This is a genomic window from Curtobacterium sp. 1544 (assembly GCF_040544915.1).
Classification (GTDB): domain Bacteria; phylum Actinomycetota; class Actinomycetes; order Actinomycetales; family Microbacteriaceae; genus Curtobacterium; species Curtobacterium pusillum_C.
On record NZ_JBEPKX010000002.1, the window covers coordinates 193,699 to 216,639 of the forward strand.

The following is a 22,941-nucleotide window of genomic DNA, read 5'->3' on the forward strand; positions in this document are numbered from 1 at the left end:
CCGCACCGCGCCTCCAGTCCGACGTCCATCACCACCCGACCCTCGCTTCAAGGGAGAAGCCATGTCCGAAACCACAACCGGCATCAGCCGCCGCACCCTGTTCTCCGGCGCCGCGTTCGGCCTCGTCGCGCTCGGCGCCGGCGGGTCGCTCGCCGGGTGCTCCGGCGGCGGGAGCGCCGCGACCATCTCCGACACGGTGGCTGCACTCCCCACCTACGTCCCGATCACGAAGGGGCCGGAGCCCGACCTGCCGGGCAACGACAAGGTCCAGCCGGTCTACTACTCGTACCCGGAGGACAGCGAGCTCTTCCGCTCCGTGACGAGGGACGTGAAGGTCGGCGGCACCACCACCGGCTTCGTCGTCACCTACGCCGCGCCTCCGCCCGCGAACAACTCGTTCCTCGACTACATCGGCGACGTCACGGACACGAAGTACGACCTCACCTTCGTCCCCGGCGACTCGTTCGACACGAAGTTCGCGACGATGACCGCGGGCAACGACATCCCGAACATCGTCGAGTTCCTCACGTTCGCGATGCCGCCGCGGTTCCCGCAGCTGCTCGACGCGAAGTTCTCCGACCTGTCCGAGTACCTGTCCGGAGACGCCGTCAAGGAGTACCCTAACCTCGCGAACATCCCCACCCCGTCGTGGCGGAGCGCTCGCATCAACGGCAAGATCTACGGCGTCCCGGAGCACCGGCCGCCGTTCGGGTCGGTGATGATCTGCCGCCCCGACCTCATCGAGCAGTACACCGGTGCCGAACCGGCGCCGAAGGACAAGGACGACTTCTTCGAGATGTGCAAGGCCGTCACCGACGCCAAGGCCGGTCGGTACGCGATCGCCGGCGGCGGTGGCTCGTCCGGTGTGGACTGGTCCTACGACTTCATCGGCGCGACCTTCGGCGTCCCGAACCAGTGGACGAAGTCCGACGGGGGCACGCTCGTCCACAAGAACGAGACCGAGGCGTGGCTCGAGACCCTCAGCTACATCAAGAAGCTCTGGAACGCCGGCGTCTTCCACCCGGACACCCCGAGCCTCGAGAGCGCCAAGGCGAAGACCTACATCAACAACGGCACCGTGCTCATGCACCTCGACGGCATCTCGGCGCTGCTCGACGTCACCATGCCGAAGGGGATCGTCACAGGTGGCATCGTGCCGTTCGGGGCCGACGGCGGGAAGGGTGCGAACTACCAGGGCACCTCGAGCTTCTCCTTCGCGGCGCTGAAGAAGACCACGCGCGAGCGCATCAAGGCCCAGCTCCGGCTCATCGACTACCTGTCCGCACCGTTCGGATCCAAGGAAGCGTTCACCCTCACCCACGGCAAGAAGAACGTGCACTACACCGGCAGCGGACCGAACGCCGCGCTCACCAGCGCCGGCGAGCAGATGATCAACGCCAGTGCGCTCTACCGTCTCGGCGCCGGGCCGCAGGTCCTCAACACCGCGGTGCGCATCGACGAGCAGCTGCGGCAGTCGCACAAGTGGCAGGTCGCGACGCAGGACATGCTGCTCACGAACCCCGTCGACGGGTACTACTCCCCCGCAGCGTCGTCCACGCAGTCGGCCAGCCAGGCGTTCAACAGCGTCTGCAACGACTACGTGCTCGGGCGGACGAACCTGGCGGCGGTCAAGGCCGGCGTGACGACCTGGACCGCGGCCGCCGGGAACACGATGCGGAAGGAGTACACCGAGGCGATGGAGAAGCAGGGCTGAGGGGGCGCGGGCGGCGGCGCGGGCGGACTCGGAGCGACAGATCCGATGTCGTACGACGTCGGCGTTGTCGCTCCCCCGCGTCTGCATCGATTGCGGCCGCGCGGTTGCGACACTTCCGATGTCGTACGACGTCGACGATGTCGCACCGCAGCGCACCACGCCGGCCCCGCGCACCCCGCACGCACCGCCTCACCACATCGGCGGGTGCCTCCGCTGCCACCGCAGCCGCCGCTCGAGCTGCGCACCGATCGCCAGCAGCACACGCTCCCCGCCCGGCCGACCGATGAGCTGCACACCCATCGGCAGGCCGGAGCCGTCCGGGTGTCCCTCCTCCGTGACCCCGACGGGGAGCGTGATCGCCGGCAGCCCCGCGACGTTCGCCATCGAGGTCCACGGCGAGTAGGCGCACTGCCGACGGAAGTCCTCCTCGGGGTCGTCGCCGTACCACCCGAGGGGCCGCGGGGTCAGGGCGAGCGTCGGCGTGAGGACGGCGTCGAACCGGTCGAACGTGCCGATGAGCGCGGCGGAGAACGTGTCGAGGGCGGTCATCGCGTCGAGGACCTGCGTGCCGGTCAACGCCTGCCCACGGGCCACCAGCCACGACACGAGCGGGGTGAGCGCCGACAGGTCGATCCCGGGCACCATCGGCAGCCGGGCCGCGCTCGACTCCCACGCCACCCGGAACGCGTCCGCGTACGGCGCGCGGGGCATCGCGACGTCCTCCACGCCGTGTCCGACCTCGCCGAGCATCCGCACCGCGGTCTCGACCACCGCCCGGGCAGCAGGGTCGACCACCACGTCGACGGTGTCGTCCCACGGAGACCCGTCGAGCAGCCCGACGACGAAGCGGCCCTCGCCGCGGACGGCCGCCGCGGTGAACGGCCCCTCGCCGACGTCGGGCGTGACGAGCGCGTACGGCTGCGGCGACGGCAGCCCGGTCGGTGCCACGAGCGCGTCGAGCAGCATGCCGGCGTCCGCGACGTTCCGGGTGAGCGGCCCCGCGACCGACAGCCCGCCGACACCGGAGCGGCCGGGCATCGACGGCACCCGACCGCGGCTCGGCTTGAGGCCGACCAGTCCGTTGGCCGCCGCCGGGATCCGCACCGATCCGCCACCGTCCGAGCCCACCGCGGCCGGCAGCAGCCCGGCGGCGACCGCGACGGCCGCCCCGCTCGACGATCCCCCAGGAGCCCGCGAGGTGTCGTACGGGTTCCGGGTGACGCCGAACCGGGTCTCCGACGACGAGGACATTCCGAACTCGGGGCTCGTCGTCTTGCCGAGGCTCACCGTGCCGGCAGCGTCGAGCGCGGCGACGAGCGGGTGGTCGGCCCCGGCAGGGCGCAGCGGCAGCGATGCGGTCCCGTTCCGCGTGGGGACCCCGGCGCGGTCGTACAGGTCCTTGTCGGCGGACGGGAGGCCCCACAGCGGTCGCGACGTCGGCACGCGGTCGCCGAGGTGGCCGGCCCGGTCGCGCGCGGCGTCCGCCGTGACGGTCACGAAGGCTCCGAGGCCCGGGTCCAGTCGGGCGATGCGGTCCAGGTAGTGCTCGGTCACCTCGAGCGCGGTGGCCTCGCCCCGTCGGATCCAGTCCCAGAGTTCCTGCGCGGCGAGGTGGTGGAGTTCGAACACGGTTCCCGAGCCTAGGCCGACGGCTTGCATCCTTCGGAGGAACCCCGCCGGGTGCGTCCGTTCGCCGGTCGTCCAGCGCGCCGCCGGTTCCTAGCGTCGATGTCATGACGATCACCACCGAAGACCGGCACACCACCGGCACCGTCCCCACGGACCGGCCGGGGGTGCGCGGACTCGTCGCCCGGCACCCCCTCGTCGCGTTCGCCACCCTCGCACTCGGCCTCAGCTGGCTCGCGTGGACCCCGTACATCCTGTCGCCGCACGGCCTCGGCGTCTGGGACCTGCACTTCCCCGAGTTCCTCGGCACGGCGCAGTTCACGGGTGTCCTGCCCGGTGCGCTCCTCGGCCCGCTCGGCGGTGCGTTCCTCGTGACCGCGCTCGCGGACGGCCGACCGGGACTCCGCCGCTGGGTCGGCCGGCTCTGGCGCTGGCGGGTGGCCTGGTACTGGTACGCCCTCGCCCTCGTCGGCGTGCCCGCGCTCATCGTGGCCACCGGGCTCCCCTTCGCGGGCGGCCAGGTCCAGGCACCGAGCGCCCTCGCCCTGCTCGCCCTCGTCCCCGGGCTCGTCGTGCAGCTGTTCACCACCGGACTGTCCGAGGAGCCGGGCTGGCGCGACTTCGCCCTCCCGCGTCTCCAGGAGCGCTTCGGTCCGCTCGGCGCCGCCGCCGTGCTCGGGCCGCTGTGGGCGCTGTGGCACATGCCGCTGTACCTCAGCGACTGGGGCGGCTGGCCGGACGCGCACTGGACGGAGCCGCTCGTGTTCGCATTGTTCACGATCACGTTCAACGTCGTCATGATGTGGGTGTTCAACCGCACCGGGGAGAGCCTGCCCGTCGCGCTGCTCCTGCACGTCGGCGTGAACAACACCATCTCGACGCTGTGGGCCGACATGTACCCGGGGATGACCGCCGGCACGATGATGCACGGCCTCACGATCGTCTCCACCGTGGCTGCCGTCGTGCTCCTCGTCGCGACCCGCGGGCACCTGGGGTACCCCCGACTCGTAGGATCGAACGATGGCACCCGCTGACGCGCGCACCCGACGGACGGACGTCCTCGTCGCCGTCGGCACCGCGGTCCTCTCGCTCGGCCTGCTGCTCGGCCTGCCGCCGCTCGACGCGCTCGACCCGGACTCGGTGGGCCTTCGGTACCCCGAGGTCGGCGGTCTCGCGTGGACACTCCTCGCTGTGGCGCTCGTCGCCCAGTCCGCGGTGCTCCTCGCCGCTGCAAGGTCGCCCCGCGTCACGCTCGTCGTGGTCGCGGCCCTCCCGGTCGCCCTGGCGATCGTGTCGACGAGCACCGTGTTCGGGCTGACCGCGCTCCCGGTCGTCGTCGCCGTCGTGCTCGCCGCGCTCCGGGTACCGCTCCCCCGGCTCTGGCCGACCGTCGCGCTCACGGCAGCCCTCGTGGTGGCAGGGACCGCGATCGAATGGGGCGACACCAGCGGCGCGTTCCGTGGCGGGGTCGCCCGTGGCCTCACCGGATCGCTCGGCCAGGGCGTCCTGCAGGCAGTGGGCGCGGTCGGCCTGCCGCTCGTGGTCACGCTGATCGTCCGGTCCCGACGCGAGCTGCGCGCTGCACGGCGGGACGAGGCAGCAGCCCGCACCGCCGAGGCCGACGCCCGCAGCGCCGAGGCCGCCGCCGTCTCCCGCGAACAGGACGCCCGCGTCGACGCAGCCGTCTCCCGCGAGCGCGCCGCGATGGCGCGCGAGCTCCACGACATCGCCGCGCACCACCTGTCCGGGATCGCCCTCATGTCGGCCGTCGTGGACCGGCAGATCGACACCGACCCGGAGCGCGCCCACGACGGCGTCCGGCAGGTCCGCGAGCAGAGCACCGCCGTCCTCGAGGACCTCCGCCGACTCGTCGGGCTCCTCCGTGACGACGCACCGGCCGAACGCGCGGTCGAGACGGTCACCGGGATCGTCGACCTGGTCGAGCAGGCGCGGCACCGGACCGCCGTCGAGCTCGTCGTCCTCGACGGCGAGCACCCCCTCGCCGACGGGATCGGCCCCCTGACGCAGCTCGTCGCGTACCGGACCGTGCAGGAGGCCCTCGCCAACGTCGCGCTGCACGCCGCCGGTGCGGCGTGCACCGTCACCGTCGACGACCGCGACCCCGCGCACCTCACCGTGCGCGTCGAGAACGGGGTGCCCACCGCACCGTCCGTCGGGAGCAGCCCGTCGGGTGGGAACGGACTCCGAGGCATGCGCGAGCGGGCAGAACTGGTCGGGGCGCGCCTCCAGGCCGGTCCCACCGGTCCCGGTGGGTGGGTGGTCGAGCTGGTGACGGGCCGGGAGGCACGACCCACCGCCGACGCGTCGGCGCACGATCCGGAGGTGGCCGGGTGATCCGCGTGCTGGTGGCGGACGACCAGCCGCTGGTCCGGGCCGGCGTCTCGGCGCTGCTGTCCGCGGAGCCCGACATCGAGGTCGTCGGTGTCGCCGCCGACGGCGGCGAGGCCCTCGCCCTCGCGCGGAGCACCCGACCGGACGTCGCGTGCCTGGACATCCGGATGCCGGTGCGGAACGGCATCGAGGTCGCCCGCGAACTCTGCGCTCCCGGGGCCGACCCCGCGGTGCCGGTGCTCATGCTGACGACGTTCGACCTGGACGACCTCGTGTTCGGCGCGCTCGAGGCCGGAGCGTCCGGGTTCCTGCTGAAGGACGCCGAGCCCGACGTCATCGTCGGCGCCGTCCGGCAGGTCGCGGCCGGCAACGGGACCATCGACCAGACCCTGACCCGGCGGGTCCTGCGCGAGTTCGTCTCACGGCGGAGCCTGCAGCCGGTGTCCGGCGACCGCCTGGACGACGTGCTGACGGCTCGCGAGCGGGACGTCCTGCTGCTCCTCGCCGAGGGGATGTCGAACGAGGAGATCGCCGCGGCCCTGGTGGTGGAGGTGTCCACCGTGAAGTCGCACCTCGCGCGGATGCTCCCGAAGCTCGGGGTGCGGTCCCGCCTGCAGGCCGTCGTGTGGGCCTACCAGAACCGCATCGTGCAGGTGCCGGACGGCCCCTGACCGCTCAGCGGCGGCGGTACCGGACGTGCGTCGTCAGCGGGGAGTGCAGCACCTCGACGGGTTCGAAGTCGAACGCCTCGGCACCGTCCTCGAAGATCCGCTCCCCGGACCCGAGCAGCACCGGGGCGATGTCGAGGGTGAGCTCGTCGACGACCCCCGCGGCGAGTGCCTGCCGGACGGTCGACGCCCCACCGGCGATGTCCACCCCACCGTCGCCCGCTGCCTCGACGGCCTGGGCGTAGGCGGCGTCGAAGCCGTCCGTCACGAAGTGGAAGGTCGTGCCCTCGAGCGCGATCGGGTCGTGCGGGTGGTGGGTGAGCACGAAGACCGGTGCGTGGTACGGCGGCTCGGCGCCCCACCAGCCCTGCCAGTCCTCGTCCCACGCGCCCCGGACCGGGCCGAACATGTTCCGGCCCATCACGTACGCGCCCCGTGGCCGCATCAGCCAGCCGGCCGCCGTGCGGTCCGCCTCGCCGACATCGGCGCCGGGCATGTGCCACGTGTGCAGTTCCCCGCCCCGACGGCCGAGGGGCTGGTCGCGGCGCTGGTCGGGTCCGGCGACGAAGCCGTCGAGCGAGATCGACATGTGGCAGGTGGTGTCGGCCATCGGCGGGGTGCTCCTCCTGGTCAGGCGGAGACGTGTGCGGCGAGGACCTCGCGCACGGTCGTCCACTGCTCGTCACCGTACCGCCCGTTGTCGACGTGACGCAGTTCGGCCTCGCCGCTGAACATGCTGACGAAGTACTGCATGCCCTGCCAAGCGGGGAACGGCTCGTCGTCGCCCGCCTTCGACAGCCGCCGGCCGACCCGGGCCATCGCCGACAGGGTGCCGACGGTGCCCGCCCACTGCAGGCGGAACGGCGTGCCGGTCAGCTGCGACATCGTGTCGGCGATCGTGCGTGAGGTGACCCGGTCGCCCGCGACCTCGACGACCCGTGGTGCTGCGGGGTCGAGGGCGACGTGCGCGACGGTGCGGGCGACGTCGTCCTTCGTGGTGAAGTCGAGGAGCTGATCGGGCGACGACCAGTACAGGACGCGCTGGCGGTCGAACAGGATGAGGGGTGCCTGCCCGGTGAGCATGTCCGTGAACGCACCGTTGAGCACCGACGTCGCCCGGATCGGTGCGGCGTCGAGGTCGGCGGCGAACTCCCTGCGGAGTTCGAAGTTCCGGTTGGTGCCCGGGGTGATCGACCGGTAGTCGGCGGCGTAGTCGGACGGGACGAACCGTTCGACGCCGGCCTCGACCGCGGCCCGGAGCAGTGCACGCTGGGCATCGACGATGACGGCACGGGTGCCGCTCACCGCCGAGACCACGACGTCGACCCCGGCGAGCGCCGAGGTCAGTGCGGCGTGGTCGGCGTAGTCGGCGGTGACCACGTCGAGGTCGTCGGCAGCGGCGAGGCGTCCGGCCGCGGGACTGCTGCCGCGTGTGAGGACGCGGACGCGGGTGTCGTGGCTGCCGAGCGCGCGGACGATCCGTCGGCCGAGGTCGCCGGTCGCGCCGGCGACGAGGACGGTCGTGGTCACGCCTTCTCGACGTCCGAGAACAGGCCGGTGAACGTCGCACCCGTGGCACCGAGCTGCCCGAAGAGCGCACCGGCTTCCTCGCCCGCGACCGCGGCCGACGCGTCGTCGTAGGAGTCGAAGTACAGGTCGAGGGTGCGGTGGGCCGGCGTGGGCGTGCCGTCCTCCTTCGGCCAGACCTTGCCCGCCTCGAGGCGGCGCAGCTCCGGGAGCGCCGCGGCCGCCTGCTCGAGTGCCGGGTACGCCTGCTCGAACGCAGCCGGGTCGGTCGGGTTGTCGATGATGAGCGTGATCTTCGTGGTCATGGGCCCAGTGTCCGCTCCCCCGGCTGATCGCGTGTCGGTCAGTCGTCGTAGCGGTAGAACCCGCGCCCGGTCTTCCGACCGAGGTGCCCCGCGTCGACGTACTCGTGGAGCAGGCGACGGGGACCCTCCGGCAGGTGCGGGTCCTCGGCGGCGTAGTGGTCCTCGATGTCGAGGACGACGTCGAGACCGACCTGGTCCATCATGCGGAACGGCCCGGCCGGCGCTCCGGTGTTGACGGTCCACATGGCGTCGACGTCCCCGGGCGTGGAGACACCGTCGGCGACGACGGCGAGCGACTCGCGCTTGATGGCGGCCCAGATGCGGTTGAAGATGAACCCGGTCGACTCGCGGTGGGCGACGAAGGGGTGCACGCCGTAGTGCGGGAGTTCACCGCGGAGGAACTCGATCACTGCCGGTTCGGTCTGTCCGTCGCTCATCAGGTCGACCGCGTTCTGCTGCGGGGGCATGTAGAAGTGCATGTTGAGCACGCGCTCGGGGTGCGTGACCTCGTCGATGACGTGCCGGCTCGCGTAGGACGACGAGTTCGTGGCGAGGATCGTGTCGGGGGCGACCGTCGCGTCGAGCCGACCGAACAGCGGGGTCTTCAGGTCGAGGCGCTCCGGGATCGCCTCGATGACGAGCCAGGCGCCCGCGACGGCCTCGTCGAGGTCGTCGAACGCCCGGATCGTGCCGGCCTCGGCGCCCTCTCGGCTCGCGACGACCGAGGGCAGGGTCTCCTCGACGTACGCGACGGCTGCAGCGCGGACGTCGGCGGACAGGTCGTGGACGCGTGCCTCGGTGCCGCCGCTGGCGAACATGAGGGCGATGCGACGCCCGAGGGTGCCGCCGCCGACCACGGTGACCGGTCGGTCGCGGACGTTCTCGGGGAGCTGGTGGGTCATTGGGGGTCCTTCCCTCGGTGCGGTGCTCGTCCGCTCGCTTGCGTGGCGTACTGGTTCGATACAGACTGTACTCGATACAGATCGTATCGTTGTTCCGGAAGGTCACCATGCAGGAAGCCGACGTCCTCCACCACCTCACGACCCCGCTGACCGCGCCCGTGTACCCGCCGCGACCGACGCGCTTCACCGACCGGGAGTACCTCAACGTCGTCTACCGCACCGACCCGGACGCCCTCCGCGCGGTCGTGCCGGAGCCCCTGCAGATCGACGAGCCGCTCGTCCGGTTCGAGGTCATGAACATGGCCGAGGTCGACGGCTACGGCCCGTACGTCGAGTCCGGGCAGGCGATCCAGGTCACCCTCGACGGCGAGCGCGGCGAGTACCTGCACACGATGTACCTCGACAACTTCGCCGCGACGGTCTCCGGACGAGAGCTCAGCGCCTACCCGAAGGTCATCGGGACGCCCCGGCTGCGCGTCGACCAGGGCGCCCTCGTCGGCACGCTCGACCGCAGCGGTGAACGGGTCGCGACCGCGACGATGGCGTACAAGTGGGAGCCGCTCGACCTCGACGAGGCACGGGCGCAGATCACCGTGCCGACCTACATGGTGAAGATCGTGCCGAACGTCTTCACCGGCGAGCTCCGGGCCGCCGACCTGGTGCGGACCGAGATCACCGACGTCGTCGTGAAGGAGGCCTGGACCGGTCCCGCACGGCTCCAGCTGTTCGAACACGCGCTCGCCCCGATGGCCGACCTGCCCGTGCTCGAGGTCGTCAGCGCGTCGCACGTCGTGACCGACCTGACCCTCGCACCGGTACAGCCCGCGCACGACTACCTCGGTGCGCGTGCCGCCGCCACCGGGTACTCCGCCGTCTAGCCTGGTCCGGTGAGCGATCTCCCCACACCCGACCGGGCCGTCCGGCGGCGCAGCAGCACCCGGGCGACCCTCATCGCCGCGGCCGAGGCGCTGTTCGACGAGACCGGCTCGACCTCGGTCAGCGTCGAGGCGGTCGTCAGCCGTGCCGGGTTCACCCGCGGGGCGTTCTACTCGAACTTCCGCACCGTCGACGAGCTGTTCTTCGCCGTCTACGAACAGCAGGCCGAAGCGGTGTTCGCAGTGCTCGAGCGGGAGCTCGGCGACGCCCTCGAGGGCGAGCACCGCACGGTCGACGACGTGGTGCAGGGCGTCGTCCGTGGCCTGCCCCCCGAGGACAAGTGGTACGCGATCCGGTCCGTGCTCCTCACCCGGGCGCGTCACGACGCCGACGTGAACGCCCTGCTCCGCGCGCACACGGACCGCTTCCACGACACCCTGCAGCCGTTGCTGATCGCCTCACTGCGCCGCATCGGGCGCGTGCCGACGGTGGACGACGCGCTCTACACGAGGGCGGTCGTGGCGGCGCACGTCGGCGCGGTGAGCCAGAGCGTGCTGTTCGACGCGACCGACGCCGTGCGGATCGCAGCAGTGGAGGGGTGCATCCTCGGCCTGACGACGCCCGCCGCCGACTGACCAGCCCGTCGACGACGCCCGTCAGCGCGGGCTGAGCCGGCCTGGGCCGAACGGCAGCCAGCCGGCCCGGTACACGACCCGGTCCTCGGTCTCGTCCGTCCCCACGGTCCGCGTCGCCGTCCCGAACCGCCACACGCGGTTGTACAGGTACACGCCGATGACGGTCCCGCCGTCGTCCGGCACCGCCCACGTCCCGATGCCCCACTGCGCCGGGTGTCCGACGCCGTCGATCGTGACCGTCGGACGCGCGAACCACGCCAGGACGGGTCGGGTGATCCGGAGTTCCACGCGGCGCTTCGTCGTGCCGGAGGGCTGTGTCGCTTCCACTGCCGCAGGATACGGGAGCAGCGTGCCGGAGTCGGACGCTAGGTTGGCCGGGTGACGACGATCGACCTGAACAGCGACCTCGGTGAGGGCTTCGGCGCCTGGAGCATGGGCGACGACCAGGCGATGCTCGACGTGGTCTCGTCGGCGAACATCGCGTGCGGGTTCCACGCCGGCGACCCGGTGATCATGCTCGACACCGCCCGTGCCGCCGCCGCACGCGGGGTGTCCGTCGGTGCCCACGTGTCCTACCGCGACCTCGTCGGGTTCGGCCGCCGGGCGGTGCAGGTCACGCCGGACGAGCTGTACGCCGACGTCGTCCACCAGCTCGGTGCCCTCGTCGCCACCGCGCGCGCTGCCGGCACCACCGTGACGTACGTGAAGCCGCACGGCGCCCTCTACAACACGGCCTGCGCGGACCCGGTGCAGGCTTCGGCGGTGGTCCGCGCGGTCGCCGACGTCGATCCGTCGCTGGCCGTGCTCGCCCTGCCCGACTCCGAGCTCCTCCGAGCGGCCACCACCCACGGCCTCCGCGCCGTCGGTGAGGCGTTCGCCGACCGCGCCTACGAACCCGACGGATCCCTCGTGTCGCGCAGCCGGCCGGGTGCCGTGCTCGACGACGCCGACGAGGTCGCCGAACGGGTGCTCCGCATCGTGACCGAGGGCGTGGCGACCGCCGTCGACGGTTCGGACGTCCCGGTCCACGCGGACTCGGTCTGCGTCCACGGGGACTCCCCCGGCGCGGTCGCGATGGCACGGGCGATCCGCGAGCTGCTCACCACGCACGGCGTCACGATCGCACCGTTCACGCCGTTCACGCCGTGATCGTCGACGTCCGTCCGGCCGGCACGAGCGCGCTGCTCGTCACCTTCCGCACGCTCGCCGACGTCGTCGCCTTCCACGGCGGACTCACCCGGGCGGCGCTGCCGGGCGTCACCGAGGTGGTCTCCGGAGCACGCACGCTCCTCGTCCGGTTCGACCCTGCGCGCACCGACGCCCGGATTCTGCGGGGACGCCTCGACGACGTCGTCCCCGTCGCCGCGGGCGACCGTGCAGACGACGACCCGGTGGTCGTCCCCGTCACGTACGACGGCGAGGACCTCGACGCCGTCGCCGCCACGACCGGCATGACCACCGACGAGCTCGTCGCGTGGCACACGGGTCAGGTCTGGACGAGCGCGTTCTGCGGCTTCGCGCCCGGCTTCAGCTACCTCACCGGCACGGCGCCGTCGCTCGACCTGGCGCGGCGGGACACGTCCCGCACCGCCGTCCCGAGCGGGAGCGTCGCCCTCGCCGGCGAGTTCAGCGCCGTGTACCCGCGCACCTCGCCCGGCGGGTGGCAGCTGATCGGCCGCACGTCGGTCCCGATGTGGTCGCTCGACCGCGACCCGCCCGCACTCGCCCCGGCGGGCACCCGCCTCCGCTTCGTCGCGGCGGATCGCGCATGAGCACCCTCACCATCCTGCAGGTCGGCCCCGGCACGTCCACGCAGGACACGGGACGCCCCGGGTTCAGCGACACGGGTCTCGGTGCGGCCGGCCCCGCCGACCGGGGTTCCGCCGCGCTCGCCAACCGCATGGTCGGCAACCGTCCCGACGCGGCCGTCCTGGAGGCACTGCTCGGCTCCGTCACGCTCCGCACCGATGCGCACGTGGTCGCTGCCACCACCGGCGCACCCTGCCCGGTCGAGGTCGCGTCCGCCGACGGCCGGGTCCGCGGCGCCGCCGCGTACGAGGTCCTGCACCTCGCACCGGGCGACGTCCTCCGGCTCGGCGTACCGACGAGCGGACTCCGCGCGTACCTCGCCGTCCGCGGTGGGCTGGCGGTCGAGCCCGTGCTCGGCAGTCGATCGTGGGACTCCCTCGCGCGGCTCGGCCCCGCACCGTTGCGGATCGGCGACGTCCTGCCGATCGGGGACGCCGCCGATGCCTGGCCGAACGTCGACGCCGTCGTTCCCCCGGTGTCCGGCGACGCAGTGCTCGACGTCGTGGCCGGGCCCCGCGACGACTGGTTCCTGCCGTCGTGGCGCGGCCTGCTCACGGGCCAGGAACACCGGGTGACCCAGGACAGCGACCGCGTCGGGGTCCGGACAACCGCAGCACGCCCGCTCGTCCGGGCCGTCACCCGGGAGCTGCCGAGCGAGGGCGTCGAGACCGGGTCGCTCCAGGTGCCGCCGGACGGGCACCCCGTCCTGTTCCTCGCCGACCACCCGGTGACGGGCGGCTACCCGGTCGTGGCCGTGCTCACGCCGGCCTCGGTCGACCGCTCCGCCCAGCTCCGCCCCGGCGACGCGTTCCGGTTCCGCCTCGTCGGCTGAGGCCCGCGTCGGGTCACTCGAACATCTCGGCGAGCGCCGCGTGCGGATCCCCCTGCACGACGTGGGCCGAGGGGGGCTCCGGCCAGTGCACGGTGCCGTCGTCCGACCAGCACGGCACGACGTGGACGTGCAGGTGCCGCACGCTCTGCCCGGCATCCGTCCCCGACGCCTGCAGCAGCACCGTCCCGGTCGCGCCGAGCGCCCCGCGCATCGCGCGGGCGACCCGCTGCGCCAGGGCGAACGTGGCGGCGAGCCCCACCGGCCCGGCCGTCAGCAGGTCGTCCGTGTGCTCCACCGGCACGACGAGGGTGTGCCCCGGCGCGAGCGCCGAGTCGGGGAGCGGCGCGAACGCGACGGCGTGTTCCTCGCGCTCGACCCACGTCGCGGGAGCCTCCCCGGCGATGATGCGGCAGAAGGTGCAGGGTTCCATCCGGCCATTCTGCTGTCCTGGAGGCGCGTGGCGGGCCCGCACCGCGCCTCCAGTCCGCCACGGTGTGTCCGGAGCCGCCGTGCCGGGATGGGACGATTGCTGCATGACCGCCACGCTCGTCGCCAAGGGCCTCGCCGGCGGCTACGCCGCACGCACGCTGTTCGACTCCCTCGACCTCACCGTCGCGCCCGGTGACGTGATCGGCGTGGTCGGCGTCAACGGGGCCGGAAAGTCGACGCTGCTCCGGCTCCTCGCCGGCGTGGACGAGCCGCTCGCCGGCACGGTGTCGCTCGCACCGACGGACGCCTTCGTGGGGTGGCTCCCGCAGGAGCACGAGCGCGTCGAGGGCGAGACCGTCGCCGGGTACATCGCGCGTCGGACCGGCTGCGCCGAGGCCACGACGACGATGGACGCAGCAGCGGCGGCACTCGGTGCGCCCGACGCGGGCGACGCGGTCGCGGACGCCTACTCGGCCGCGCTCGACCGGTGGTTGGCTGCGGGTGCGGCGGACCTGGACGAGCGCATCCCCGCAGTGCTGTCCGATCTCGGCCTCGAGCTCGGGTCGGACGGGGACGGGGTCGGCCCGGACTCCCTGATGACGGCGCTGTCCGGCGGGCAGGCCGCGCGCGTCGGCCTCGCGGCCCTCCTGCTCTCCCGGTTCGACATCGTCCTGCTCGACGAGCCGACGAACGACCTCGACCACGACGGTCTCGACCGGCTCGAGGGCTTCGTCCGGGGGCTCCGCGGCGGGGTCGTGCTCGTCAGCCACGACCGCGAGTTCCTGGCGCGATCGGTCACCGCCGTGCTGGAGCTCGACCTCGCGCAGTCGTCCAACCGGCTGTTCGGCGGCGGGTACGACTCCTTCCTCGAGGAGCGCGAGATCGCCAAGCAGCACAAGCGCGACGCCTACGAGGACTACGCCTCGACGAAGGCCGACCTCGTCTCGCGGGCCCGGACGCAGCGGGAGTGGTCGAGTCAGGGCGTCCGCAACGCCATGAAGAAGGCGCCCGACAACGACAAGATCCGCCGCAAGGCCGCGAGCGAGTCGAGCGAGAAGCAGGCGCAGAAGGTCCGGCAGATGGAGTCCCGCATCGCCCGGCTCGACGAGGTCGAGGAGCCCCGCAAGGAGTGGCAGCTCGAGTTCACGATCGGCAGCGCGCCCCGGTCGTCGGCGGTCGTCGCGACCCTGGCTGACGCCACCTTCACGCAGGGCGACTTCACGCTCGGGCCGGTCTCGCTGCAGGTCGACGGCGGCGACCGGATCGGCATCACCGGTCCGAACGGCGCCGGCAAGTCCACCCTGCTCCGGGCGCTGCTCGGCAAGCAGGCACCGACCACGGGCACTGCCTCGCTCGGCTCGAACGTCGCGATCGGCGAGATCGACCAGGCCCGTGCGGCCTTCACCGGTGACCAGCCCCTCGCCGCGGCGTTCGAGGCGATCGTCCCCGAGTACACGACCGCCGACGTCCGGACCCTGCTCGCCAAGTTCGGGCTGAAGGCCGACCACGTCGGACGCCCCGCGAGCGCACTCTCCCCCGGTGAGCGCACCCGCGCCGGACTCGCTCTGCTGCAGGCCCGCGGGGTGAACGTCCTGGTGCTGGACGAGCCGACGAACCACCTCGACCTCGTGGCGATCGAGCAGCTGGAGGAGGCACTGGAGTCGTACGAGGGCACGCTCCTGCTCGTCACGCACGACCGCCGGATGCTCGAGACCGTCCGCCTCGACCGGCAGTGGCGGGTCGAGGACGGGCGGGTCACGGAACGGTGAGCACCGAACACTGACTCCGTAGGCTCGCGGGCATGGTCGACCTGCAACTCGCGCTGAACGGCGACACGACGCACCCGGCGATGCCCCGCACCGCCCAGGAGATCGCCCGGGACGCCGCCGACTGCGTCGCGGCCGGTGCCACGCTGCTCCACCTGCACGCCTTCGACGACGACGGCACCGAGTCACTCGCGGCCGGGCCCGTGGGCCGGATGCTCCGGGCGGTGCGCGCCGCGTGCCCGGGGATCCCGCTGAACGTCACGACGTTCGCCGCGATCGTCCCCGATCCCCGAGAACGGCTGTCGCTGGTCTCCTCGTGGACCGAACTGCCCGATCTCGTCGCCGCGAACCAGGGCGAAGCCGGCATCGACGAGGTCAGCGAGGTGCTCGCCCGCCGCGGCGTCGGGATCGAGGCCTGCGTGCTGAGCACCTCGGACGCCGAGCGGTTCGTCCGGAAGGGCGGCCACGACCGGTTCGTGCGCCTCGTGGTCGAGCCGCTGCTCGAGGACGTCGACGAGGCGCTCGCGCTCGACGCCGAGATGGAGGCGCTGATCGCCGCCGCCGACGTCCGCCTCCCCCAGCTCCACCACGGGATCGGTGCGGCGTCGTGGCAGGTCAGCCGTCGGGCGCTCGCGCGAGGGCACGCGATCCGGACCGGGCTCGAGGACACGTCGGTCCTCGAGGACGGCAGCGCCGCGACGTCGAACGTCCAGCTCGCCGTCGCGGCAGCCGCCCTCGTCAGCGGGTCAGGCCGAGCCGGTCGATGACCTCGGCGCTCTCCTCCTCGGGAGTGCGGTCCGCGGCGATCGTGACGTGTGCCTCGTCGGCCTGCGGCGGCTCGAGCGTCGCGAGCTGGGAAGCCAGCAGCGACGTCGGCATGAAGTGCCCCGACCGCTGTGACATCCGGTCCTCGATGAGGGAGCCGTCCCCGGCGACGTGCACGAACACCACGCCGGGCGCCCGCAGCACGTCCCGGTAGGAGCGCTTCAGGGCCGAGCAGGTCACGACCCCCGGTGTCCCGGCGTCGAGGTGCGTGCGGATCCACGTCGCGATGACGTCGAGCCACGGCCAGCGGTCCTCGTCGGTGAGCGGAGTGCCGGCGTGCATCTTGTCGACGTTCGCCTGCGGGTGCATCGCGTCACCCTCGGCGAAGTCCCACCCGAGCTGCTCGGCGACCATCGCGGCGACGGTGGACTTCCCCGACCCGGAGACGCCCATCACCACCAGGACGCGTGCGTCGACGGTGCTCAATGGATGAACACCCCCGCGAGCATGACCCCGGCGAGGCCGAACACCGAGATGAGGCACTCGAGCATCGTCCACGTCTTGAACGTCTGCCCGACCGTGGTGTTGAGGTACCCCTTCACCAGCCAGAACCCGGCGTCGTTCACGTGCGACAGGAAGACCGAACCGGCACCGATCGCGAGCACGAGCAGCGAGGTCATCGGCGAGGACAGGTCGTGCGCGATCGGGGCCATGATGCCGGCCGCGGTCACCGTCGCGACCGTCGCAGAACCGGTGGCCACGCGGACGAGGGCCGAGACGACCCAGGCCACGAGCAGCACCGAGATCCCCGAGTCCTTCACGGCGTCGGCGATCACCCCACCGATCCCGGTGTCGATGAGGACCTGCTTGAAGCCACCACCAGCCCCGACGATGAGCAGGACGCCAGCGACCGGCGGCAGCGCGCTCTCCAGGGACTTCGACACCGCGGATCGGTCCATGCCGCCACCGATGGCGAAGAAGATCATCGCGTAGACGGCGGCGATCCCGATCGCGATCATCGGCGACCCGAGGAAGTCGAGCAGGCTGACCCAGGAGCCGGAAGCGTTCGGCACGGTGGCCTCGCGGATCGCCTGGGCGAGCATGAGGACGACCGGCAGCAGGATGCCGACGAGCGCGACGGTGAACGACGGGCTGCGCGGTTCGCTGATGACGCGGGTGAAGTCGCTCTTGCCGTGGGGCAGGGAGGCGGTGTCCTGCGTGGCGGGGCCGCGCCGTGCCTCCCGTCCGGCCTGTGCCGGGTCGTCGGAGGTGGAACCCGATCCGCGCGAGCCGAACATGTCGGGGGCGGGGATGTCGACCCAGCGCGCCGCGAAGCGGGCGAAGACCGGGCCGGCCAGGACGATGACGGGGATCGCGAGCACGATGCCGAAGGCGAGGGTCGTGCCGAGGTTCGCGCCGACGGTGGAGATCGCGACGAGCGGGCCGGGGTGCGGCGGGACGAAGGCGTGCATCGTCGACAGGCCGACCAGCGCTGGTACCGCGATCTTCATGATCGGGACGGAGCTGCGCTTCGCGACCAGCACGATGATCGGGATGAGCAGGACGAGGCCGACCTCGAAGAACATCGGCAGGCCGATCAGTGCACCGATCAGGGCCATCGTCCACGGCAGCGCCGCCTTCGACGACTTCCGCACGAGGGTGTCGACCACGCGGTCGGCGGCGCCGGAGTCGACGAGCATCTTGCCGAACATCGAGCCGAGGCCGACCAGGATGCCGACGCTCGTCATGGTCGCGCCGAACCCGTTGCCGAAGCTCGTGACCGCCTTGTCCGGCGCGAGTCCCGCACCGATGCCGACGCCGAGCGCACCGATCGTCAGCGCGATGAACGGGTGCACCTTGAGCCAGGTGATGAGCGCGATGATCACGACGATGCCGATCACCGCCGCGATGATCAGCTGTGCGACCGGGCCGGACGGGTCGACGGTCTCGGTCCCGCCGCCTTCTGCTGCGAGGACGGAGACCGCGTGGGCCGTGGCCGTGTGGGCCGTGACCGCGCCGGTCGTGGCCGGATCGGCCAGGAGAGCGTGAGGCATCGGTGCCCCTTCCTGGAGCCGCTGCCGCGCGGCTCCGTCGCCTTCGTGTCGAGAACGGTGTGGCGTGCTGCGCGTCCACCGTCAATAATCTGATTAATCAGACTATACGACGATCCACCGCGCGGCACTCGCCCTCCTGGGCAGTCTGCCGATTCGATGGACACCGCGTCACGCCGACTGCGTGACGCGTACTGCATGGAGGAACGATGCCCACCGGACGCGGCCTGCACGCCCACGTGCTCGACACCCTCGGGCAGCGCATCGTCGACGCGGTGCTCGCCCCCGGCACCGTCGTCCGGCCCGAGCTCGTCGCGGAGGAGTTCGGCGTGTCGCGGTCCGTCGTCCGCGAGGCCCTCCGCGTCCTGCAGTCCCTCGGCCTCGTCGAGCCCCGACAGCGGGTCGGCACGCAGGTGCTCGGCATCGGGTCGTGGGAACTGCTCGCACCGACGGTCATCCGGTGGCGCGGCGCCTCGCCGTCGTACTTCGTCCAGCAGCGTGAGCTGCTCGAACTCCGGCTCGGCGTCGAACCCGTCGCGGCATCGCTCGCGGCCGGGACACCCGCTGCGTCCGCGGTGCTCGCGGCGGCGTCGGACATGCTCGACGCGTGTGGCCGGGAGGACAGCCGCGCCTACCTCGAGGCCGACGTGCGCTTCCACCGCGCGCTGCTCACCGCCTCCGGCAACGCCGTGTTCGCACACTTCGCGGGGACGGTCGAGGCGCTGCTGCGGACCCGGACGTCGGAGTCGCGGGACACCATCACGCGCTGGACGCGGGACGCGGCGGCCCGGCACGAGGCGGTGGGGCGGGCGCTCGTCGCGGGCGACGGCGTCGCTGCGTCGGCGGCCGCGGGCGAGCTGGTGCGCGTGACGCGGGACGAGTTCATCGCGGAGGCGCCGGCGTCCTGACGCACGCGTTCTTTCCCATCACGCGCGCGATGGAATATGAAAACGGGCATACCTGGTCGGAACGTTCCGGCAGGTACGCCCGAAAGCGCCCGGTACAGCCGGGTGGGTGGTGAACAGACGACGGACTGGAGGCGCGGGGCGGCGCCGCCACGCGCCTCCAGTCCGGTGGTTCGCACGTTCTTTCCCAGAACGCGCGCGATGGAAAGTCAGAACGGGCGTACCTGGTCGGAACTTCCTGGCAGGTACGCCCGGGAGCGCTCGGTACGCCCGATTCAGCCCGGTACCGCGGGCCCGGCCGCGCCCCTACCGGCGCGCGAAGAGCCGCGGGCCCCGCAGGCGCAGCCGCATCGTCACCGTGCCGAGCCACCGGTCGTACTTGTAGCCGACCTTCCCCATGCGGCCGACCTCCTCGAAGCCGAGTCGCTCGTGCAGACGGATCGACGCCTCGGCCTGACGGTCGGCGATGACCGCGACGACCTCGCGGACCCCGGCCGACCGGCACTCGTCGAGCAGCGCCTCCATGAGCGCGCGCCCGAGGCCCTTCCCGCCGGACGCGGCACCGAGGTAGATCGAGTCCTCGACGACGCGGTTCGAACGGTCCCGCGGGTTCCAGGCGTCGACGAGGGCGTACCCGAGCACCTGCCCGGACGGGTTCTGGGCCACCAGGAACGGCAGACCCCGGCGGCGGATGTCGTCGTACCGGCGCTTCCACGCGGCGAAGGTGAACGCGGACGGGTCGAAGGTCACCGACGAGTTGCGGACGTAGTGCGTGTGGATCTCTCGGATGTCGGGAAGGTCCGTGGGTTCCGCGGCACGGATCGTGTAGGCGAACGCCGCTTCCGCGGGCACCGGGGCACGCAGGTGTCGCGGCAGGACCCGCCGTCGCTGGTATTCCTCCTCGAGCACGCGTCCGAGCCTATGCCGCAGGCGGTCCGACCGGTTCGGTGGGCAGCGTCCAGTCCACGGGTGACGCGCCCTGCGCGACGAGCAGCTCGTTCACCTGCGAGAACGGCCGGCTGCCGAAGAACCCCCTCGACGCACTGAGCGGCGAGGGGTGCGCGGACGCCACGACCGGGGTGTCGCCGAGGAGCGGCCGGACCGAGCCCGCCTGGTTGCCCCAGAGCACGGCGACGAGGGGCTTCCCGCGGGCGACGAGCGCACGGACGGCCTGGTCGGTGACGGCTTCCCAGCCCCTGCCGCGGTGACTGCCCGCCTCGCCGGACCGGACGGTGAGCACGCGGTTGAGGAGCAGCACGCCCTGCGCGGACCACGCCCGGAGGTCACCGTGGGCGGGCGGCGTCGGGCCGAGGTCGGACTCCAGCTCGCGGTAGATGTTCGCCAGGCTCCGTGGCACCGGTCGCACGTGCGGGTCGACCGCGAACGACAGGCCGATCGGGTGCCCGGGCGTCGGGTAGGGGTCCTGCCCGACGACGAGCACCTTCACGGCGTCGAACGGGTCGGCGAAGGCCCGGAGGACGTGGTCGCCGGCGGGCAGGTAGGGACGACCGGCGGCGACCTCGCCCCGGAGCCAGGAGCCCATGCGGTGGACGTCCTCCTCGACCGGGGCGAGCGCGCCGGCCCAACCGGGGTCGACCAGGTCGGCGAGCGGGTGGGCCTGCACGACGCTAGGCGCCCATCGTCGCGACCGCGACCGACTCCTCGCCGGCGACGACTCGCCAGACGCTGCCGGTGCCGCGGACCTCGAGGGCGCCCTCGCCGACGACGAGCGTGGTGTCCTCGTCGATCGCGATGCCCGCGGTGACGAACTCGGCCTCGGCGCTCGCGACGAGTCGTGCGAGCGTGCCGGCCTGGACCGCGTGCACGTCGATGGTCAGGTCGACGAGTCCGAGTCCCTCGCGGAGCTCGACCTCGTCGAGCCCCTCGGACGCGCCCTCGGGGCAGATCTCCACGCCGCCGATGCGCCAGCCGCCGATGAGGGCACGGTCGGAGGCGATCATCGCGCCGGCCGAGTAGCCGAGGTAGGGCAGGCCGTCGGACACGAGCAGACGGATCTGGTCGACGAGCGGGGCGACGGCGTCGAGGTAGTGCGGGGTGACCCCGCCGCCGACGACCAGGGCGTCGACGTCGCTCAGCACGGTGGTGCTGAAGACCTCGCCCGGCGCGATCTCGGTGACGAGGACCTCGGCCTGGCGTGCGCCGCCGAGGACCTCCGCGATGTCCGCGGTGGACGGTGAGACGCCGGCGGCCGACGGCCCGGCGACCGACAGCAGTCCGATGCGCGGCACGGTCCGGCCGACGGCCGCGGACCGCGCGGTGGCCTCGGCGAGGAACGGCGCAGCGGCGTCCGAGGCGGCGAAGGGTCCGCCGCCGACGAGGTGGATGCTCACGACTCGGCCGTCACCGGGGCGAGCGCGCTCCACGGGAAGGTGATCCACCCGTCGACACGACGCCAGACGTGGTCGGGCTCGAGCACGGTACCGGGCTTCGAGTACAGGCAGGCGCTGCGGACGTCGGCACCGGCGTTCCGGATGATGTCGACCACCAGGCGCAGCGTGCGGCCGGAGTCGGACACGTCGTCGACGACCAGGACGCGCTTGCCTGCGAGGCTCGGGGCGTCGAGGGCGGGCGACAGGATGACGGGCTCGTCGAGGCGCTGCTCGACGTCGGTGTAGAACTCGACGTTGATCGAGCCGCACTCCTTGGTGCCGAGCGCGTAGGCCACGGCACCGGCGATGATGAGCCCACCGCGGGCCACGGCGACGACGACCTCGGGTTCGAAGCCGGACGACAGGACGTCCTTCGCGAGCAGGCGCGCCGCGTCCCCGAACTCCAGCCAGCCGAGCACCTCGGGCCCGCTCGTCACGGTCACGGTCGAGGGAGCCTGGGCGGGTGGCCCGGATTCGCTGCTGATCGGCATCCGACCACGGTACCGGCACGGACCCCACGCCCGCGACCCGCACGCACGCCCGGGCGCGTGCGGACCCGCACACCGACCCGTCAGACGCGCGGCGTCAGGGTCCCCCGCGCCAGCTTGTGCTGCGCCGACTGCGCCACCGGCCGGATCGTCACCAGGTCCAGGTTGACGTGCGCGGGCAGCTCGACCGAGTGCACGATCGCCTCGGCGACGTCCTCGGCGACGAGCGGCTCGGGCACGTTGTCGTACACCGCCGCCGCCTTGTCCTCGTCGCCACGGAAGCGCGTGAGGGCGAACTCGTCGGTCTTCACCAGGCCCGGCGCGATCTCGACGACGCGGATCGGTTCGCCGTTCAGCTCGAGGCGCAGGGCACCGACGAGCGCGTGCTCGGCGAACTTCGCGGCGTTGTACCCGCCGCCGTTCTCGTACGCCACGTGCCCGGCGGTGCTGGTCACCGTCACGATGTCCGCGCTGCCGGCGGTCGCCGCACGACGGCGGAGGTGCGGGAGCAGGGCCGCGACGACGCGCTTCGTCCCGATCACGTTCACCTCGAACATGGCCCGCCAGTCGTCGACGTCCGACTCTTCGACGCTCGCCGAACCGAACGCACCGCCGGCGTTGTTCACGAGGGCGTCCGCTCCCCCGAGCTCCTCGACGCGGGCGGCGAGGGCCGACACGTCGGCAGCGTCCGTGATGTCCGCAACGAGCACGTCGGCGCCGGTCTCCGCGGCGAGCGCCTCGAGCTTCGCCGCACGGCGGGCGACGGCCAGCACGTCCCACCCGTGCGAGCGGAACAGCCGGACGGTCGCCGCCCCGATGCCCGAGCTCGCTCCGGTGACGACTGCGCGACGAGGTGCGGCTTCGGCACGAGATGCCATGTGGTTCCTCCAGGGATCGGGTG

The 22,941-nt window shown here is 72.6% G+C and carries 26 protein-coding genes; 12 read left to right on the forward strand and 14 right to left on the reverse strand.

Features of this window, described 5'->3' with window-relative positions; genetic code table 11:
- Window positions 1-61: 61 nt before the first annotated feature.
- Window positions 62-1,714 (forward strand): extracellular solute-binding protein, encoded by a 1,653-nt coding sequence (locus ABIC61_RS02440; protein ID WP_354028681.1) that lies wholly within the window; start codon window positions 62-64, stop codon window positions 1,712-1,714.
- Window positions 1,715-1,903: 189 nt separating this feature from the next.
- Here ABIC61_RS02440 and ABIC61_RS02445 read toward each other — a convergent pair whose 3' ends face one another.
- Complete coding sequence (locus ABIC61_RS02445) at window positions 1,904-3,343, reverse strand: amidase (RefSeq protein WP_354028682.1); 1,440 nt, start codon at window positions 3,341-3,343, stop codon at window positions 1,904-1,906.
- A gap of 104 nt (window positions 3,344-3,447) precedes the next feature.
- Between ABIC61_RS02445 and ABIC61_RS02450 the strand changes: the two genes are divergently transcribed.
- Genes ABIC61_RS02450 through ABIC61_RS02460 form a run of 3 tightly spaced genes read left to right on the forward strand, consistent with a single transcriptional unit; the run spans window position 3,448 to window position 6,363 of the window.
- Complete coding sequence (locus ABIC61_RS02450; RefSeq protein WP_354028683.1) at window positions 3,448-4,374, forward strand: CPBP family glutamic-type intramembrane protease; 927 nt, start codon at window positions 3,448-3,450, stop codon at window positions 4,372-4,374.
- The gene (locus ABIC61_RS02455) at window positions 4,361-5,695 is read left to right on the forward strand and encodes a sensor histidine kinase (RefSeq protein WP_354028684.1); all 1,335 of its coding nucleotides are present in this window, start codon (window positions 4,361-4,363) and stop codon (window positions 5,693-5,695) included. The genes ABIC61_RS02450 and ABIC61_RS02455 overlap by 14 nt, the downstream gene beginning before the upstream one ends.
- On the forward strand, window positions 5,692-6,363 hold the full coding sequence (locus ABIC61_RS02460) for a response regulator (protein WP_354028685.1): 672 nt from the start codon (window positions 5,692-5,694) through the stop codon (window positions 6,361-6,363). The genes ABIC61_RS02455 and ABIC61_RS02460 overlap by 4 nt, the downstream gene beginning before the upstream one ends.
- A 4-nt stretch (window positions 6,364-6,367) precedes the next feature.
- Here ABIC61_RS02460 and ABIC61_RS02465 read toward each other — a convergent pair whose 3' ends face one another.
- Genes ABIC61_RS02465 through ABIC61_RS02480 form a run of 4 tightly spaced genes read right to left on the reverse strand, consistent with a single transcriptional unit; the run spans window position 6,368 to window position 9,094 of the window.
- Window positions 6,368-6,970, reverse strand: coding sequence for a dihydrofolate reductase family protein (locus ABIC61_RS02465; RefSeq protein WP_354028686.1), 603 nt, complete (start codon window positions 6,968-6,970; stop codon window positions 6,368-6,370).
- Between the two features lie 20 nt (window positions 6,971-6,990).
- Window positions 6,991-7,890 carry an NmrA family NAD(P)-binding protein gene (locus ABIC61_RS02470; protein WP_354028687.1) on the reverse strand — a complete coding sequence of 300 codons (900 nt, stop codon included), beginning with the start codon at window positions 7,888-7,890 and terminating at the stop codon, window positions 6,991-6,993.
- Complete coding sequence (locus ABIC61_RS02475; protein ID WP_354028688.1) at window positions 7,887-8,192, reverse strand: EthD family reductase; 306 nt, start codon at window positions 8,190-8,192, stop codon at window positions 7,887-7,889. The genes ABIC61_RS02470 and ABIC61_RS02475 overlap by 4 nt, the downstream gene beginning before the upstream one ends.
- A gap of 38 nt (window positions 8,193-8,230) precedes the next feature.
- Window positions 8,231-9,094: a 3-hydroxyacyl-CoA dehydrogenase family protein gene (locus ABIC61_RS02480; RefSeq protein ID WP_354028689.1), complete on the reverse strand. Its 864-nt coding sequence runs from the start codon at window positions 9,092-9,094 to the stop codon at window positions 8,231-8,233.
- Between the two features lie 89 nt (window positions 9,095-9,183).
- On the opposite strand from ABIC61_RS02480, the gene ABIC61_RS02485 reads away from it, so the two are divergent.
- Both ABIC61_RS02485 and ABIC61_RS02490 read left to right on the forward strand, forming a co-directional pair.
- Complete coding sequence (locus ABIC61_RS02485) at window positions 9,184-9,972, forward strand: acetoacetate decarboxylase (protein ID WP_354028690.1); 789 nt, start codon at window positions 9,184-9,186, stop codon at window positions 9,970-9,972.
- Between the two features lie 9 nt (window positions 9,973-9,981).
- Window positions 9,982-10,605 (forward strand): TetR/AcrR family transcriptional regulator, encoded by a 624-nt coding sequence (locus ABIC61_RS02490; RefSeq protein WP_354028691.1) that lies wholly within the window; start codon window positions 9,982-9,984, stop codon window positions 10,603-10,605.
- 21 nt (window positions 10,606-10,626) lie between these two features.
- On the opposite strand, the gene ABIC61_RS02495 is transcribed toward ABIC61_RS02490, so the two are convergent.
- A complete protein-coding gene (locus ABIC61_RS02495; RefSeq protein WP_354028692.1) occupies window positions 10,627-10,932 on the reverse strand; it encodes a hypothetical protein in 306 nt (101 codons plus the stop codon).
- A 51-nt stretch (window positions 10,933-10,983) separates the two neighbouring features.
- Here ABIC61_RS02495 and ABIC61_RS02500 point away from each other — a divergent pair, with 51 nt between their 5' ends.
- The 3 genes from ABIC61_RS02500 to ABIC61_RS02510 are packed head-to-tail and all read left to right on the forward strand — an operon-like array spanning window position 10,984 to window position 13,246.
- Window positions 10,984-11,754, forward strand: a complete 771-nt coding sequence (locus ABIC61_RS02500) for a LamB/YcsF family protein (protein ID WP_354028693.1) — start codon at window positions 10,984-10,986, stop codon at window positions 11,752-11,754.
- A complete protein-coding gene (locus ABIC61_RS02505; RefSeq protein ID WP_354028694.1) occupies window positions 11,751-12,377 on the forward strand; it encodes a 5-oxoprolinase subunit B family protein in 627 nt (208 codons plus the stop codon). The genes ABIC61_RS02500 and ABIC61_RS02505 overlap by 4 nt, the downstream gene beginning before the upstream one ends.
- Window positions 12,374-13,246 carry a 5-oxoprolinase subunit C family protein gene (locus tag ABIC61_RS02510; RefSeq protein WP_354028695.1) on the forward strand — a complete coding sequence of 291 codons (873 nt, stop codon included), beginning with the start codon at window positions 12,374-12,376 and terminating at the stop codon, window positions 13,244-13,246. The genes ABIC61_RS02505 and ABIC61_RS02510 overlap by 4 nt, the downstream gene beginning before the upstream one ends.
- A 13-nt stretch (window positions 13,247-13,259) precedes the next feature.
- Here ABIC61_RS02510 and ABIC61_RS02515 read toward each other — a convergent pair whose 3' ends face one another.
- On the reverse strand, window positions 13,260-13,676 hold the full coding sequence (locus tag ABIC61_RS02515; protein WP_354028696.1) for an HIT family protein: 417 nt from the start codon (window positions 13,674-13,676) through the stop codon (window positions 13,260-13,262).
- A gap of 103 nt (window positions 13,677-13,779) precedes the next feature.
- Here ABIC61_RS02515 and ABIC61_RS02520 point away from each other — a divergent pair, with 103 nt between their 5' ends.
- Together ABIC61_RS02520 and ABIC61_RS02525 are read left to right on the forward strand one after the other, a co-directional pair.
- Window positions 13,780-15,444, forward strand: coding sequence for an ABC-F family ATP-binding cassette domain-containing protein (locus ABIC61_RS02520; RefSeq protein WP_354028697.1), 1,665 nt, complete (start codon window positions 13,780-13,782; stop codon window positions 15,442-15,444).
- Between the two features lie 32 nt (window positions 15,445-15,476).
- Window positions 15,477-16,208: a 3-keto-5-aminohexanoate cleavage protein gene (locus ABIC61_RS02525; protein ID WP_144749451.1), complete on the forward strand. Its 732-nt coding sequence runs from the start codon at window positions 15,477-15,479 to the stop codon at window positions 16,206-16,208.
- Here the strand turns inward: ABIC61_RS02525 and ABIC61_RS02530 are convergent.
- Window positions 16,180-16,692 (reverse strand): gluconokinase, encoded by a 513-nt coding sequence (locus ABIC61_RS02530; RefSeq protein WP_440130690.1) that lies wholly within the window; start codon window positions 16,690-16,692, stop codon window positions 16,180-16,182. The two genes, ABIC61_RS02525 and ABIC61_RS02530, sit on opposite strands and share 29 nt — an antisense overlap.
- On the reverse strand, window positions 16,689-18,260 hold the full coding sequence (locus ABIC61_RS02535; RefSeq protein ID WP_354028698.1) for a GntP family permease: 1,572 nt from the start codon (window positions 18,258-18,260) through the stop codon (window positions 16,689-16,691). Before ABIC61_RS02535 ends, ABIC61_RS02530 begins: the two co-directional genes overlap by 4 nt.
- Before the next feature lie 206 nt (window positions 18,261-18,466).
- On the opposite strand from ABIC61_RS02535, the gene ABIC61_RS02540 reads away from it, so the two are divergent.
- Window positions 18,467-19,165 carry a FadR/GntR family transcriptional regulator gene (locus ABIC61_RS02540; protein ID WP_144749449.1) on the forward strand — a complete coding sequence of 233 codons (699 nt, stop codon included), beginning with the start codon at window positions 18,467-18,469 and terminating at the stop codon, window positions 19,163-19,165.
- A gap of 303 nt (window positions 19,166-19,468) precedes the next feature.
- On the opposite strand, the gene ABIC61_RS02545 is transcribed toward ABIC61_RS02540, so the two are convergent.
- The 5 genes from ABIC61_RS02545 to ABIC61_RS02565 all read right to left on the reverse strand — a co-directional run bounded on the left by ABIC61_RS02545 (window position 19,469) and on the right by ABIC61_RS02565 (window position 22,918).
- A complete protein-coding gene (locus ABIC61_RS02545) occupies window positions 19,469-20,071 on the reverse strand; it encodes a GNAT family N-acetyltransferase (protein ID WP_144749447.1) in 603 nt (200 codons plus the stop codon).
- Between the two features lie 10 nt (window positions 20,072-20,081).
- Window positions 20,082-20,786 (reverse strand): uracil-DNA glycosylase, encoded by a 705-nt coding sequence (locus ABIC61_RS02550; RefSeq protein ID WP_354028699.1) that lies wholly within the window; start codon window positions 20,784-20,786, stop codon window positions 20,082-20,084.
- A gap of 4 nt (window positions 20,787-20,790) precedes the next feature.
- Complete coding sequence (locus ABIC61_RS02555; protein ID WP_354028700.1) at window positions 20,791-21,513, reverse strand: Type 1 glutamine amidotransferase-like domain-containing protein; 723 nt, start codon at window positions 21,511-21,513, stop codon at window positions 20,791-20,793.
- On the reverse strand, window positions 21,510-22,043 hold the full coding sequence (locus tag ABIC61_RS02560) for a phosphoribosyltransferase (protein WP_260852455.1): 534 nt from the start codon (window positions 22,041-22,043) through the stop codon (window positions 21,510-21,512). The genes ABIC61_RS02555 and ABIC61_RS02560 overlap by 4 nt, the downstream gene beginning before the upstream one ends.
- An 80-nt stretch (window positions 22,044-22,123) precedes the next feature.
- Complete coding sequence (locus tag ABIC61_RS02565) at window positions 22,124-22,918, reverse strand: SDR family oxidoreductase (protein WP_354028701.1); 795 nt, start codon at window positions 22,916-22,918, stop codon at window positions 22,124-22,126.
- Window positions 22,919-22,941 lie beyond the last annotated feature (23 nt).

Bases quoted from the DNA above. Each gene is read 5' to 3' on its own strand.
- ABIC61_RS02440 (WP_354028681.1), top strand. From the start codon at position 62: ATGTCCGAAACCACAACCGGCATCAGCCGCCGCACCCTGTTCTCCGGC.
- ABIC61_RS02450 (WP_354028683.1), top strand. From the start codon at position 3,448: ATGACGATCACCACCGAAGACCGGCACACCACCGGCACCGTCCCCACG.
- ABIC61_RS02455 (WP_354028684.1), top strand. From the start codon at position 4,361: ATGGCACCCGCTGACGCGCGCACCCGACGGACGGACGTCCTCGTCGCC.
- ABIC61_RS02465 (WP_354028686.1), bottom strand. From the start codon at position 6,970: ATGGCCGACACCACCTGCCACATGTCGATCTCGCTCGACGGCTTCGTC.
- ABIC61_RS02475 (WP_354028688.1), bottom strand. From the start codon at position 8,192: ATGACCACGAAGATCACGCTCATCATCGACAACCCGACCGACCCGGCT.
- ABIC61_RS02480 (WP_354028689.1), bottom strand. From the start codon at position 9,094: ATGACCCACCAGCTCCCCGAGAACGTCCGCGACCGACCGGTCACCGTG.
- ABIC61_RS02510 (WP_354028695.1), top strand. From the start codon at position 12,374: ATGAGCACCCTCACCATCCTGCAGGTCGGCCCCGGCACGTCCACGCAG.
- ABIC61_RS02515 (WP_354028696.1), bottom strand. From the start codon at position 13,676: ATGGAACCCTGCACCTTCTGCCGCATCATCGCCGGGGAGGCTCCCGCG.
- ABIC61_RS02520 (WP_354028697.1), top strand. From the start codon at position 13,780: ATGACCGCCACGCTCGTCGCCAAGGGCCTCGCCGGCGGCTACGCCGCA.
- ABIC61_RS02525 (WP_144749451.1), top strand. From the start codon at position 15,477: ATGGTCGACCTGCAACTCGCGCTGAACGGCGACACGACGCACCCGGCG.
- ABIC61_RS02535 (WP_354028698.1), bottom strand. From the start codon at position 18,260: ATGCCTCACGCTCTCCTGGCCGATCCGGCCACGACCGGCGCGGTCACG.
- ABIC61_RS02540 (WP_144749449.1), top strand. From the start codon at position 18,467: ATGCCCACCGGACGCGGCCTGCACGCCCACGTGCTCGACACCCTCGGG.
- ABIC61_RS02560 (WP_260852455.1), bottom strand. From the start codon at position 22,043: ATGCCGATCAGCAGCGAATCCGGGCCACCCGCCCAGGCTCCCTCGACC.
- ABIC61_RS02565 (WP_354028701.1), bottom strand. From the start codon at position 22,918: ATGGCATCTCGTGCCGAAGCCGCACCTCGTCGCGCAGTCGTCACCGGA.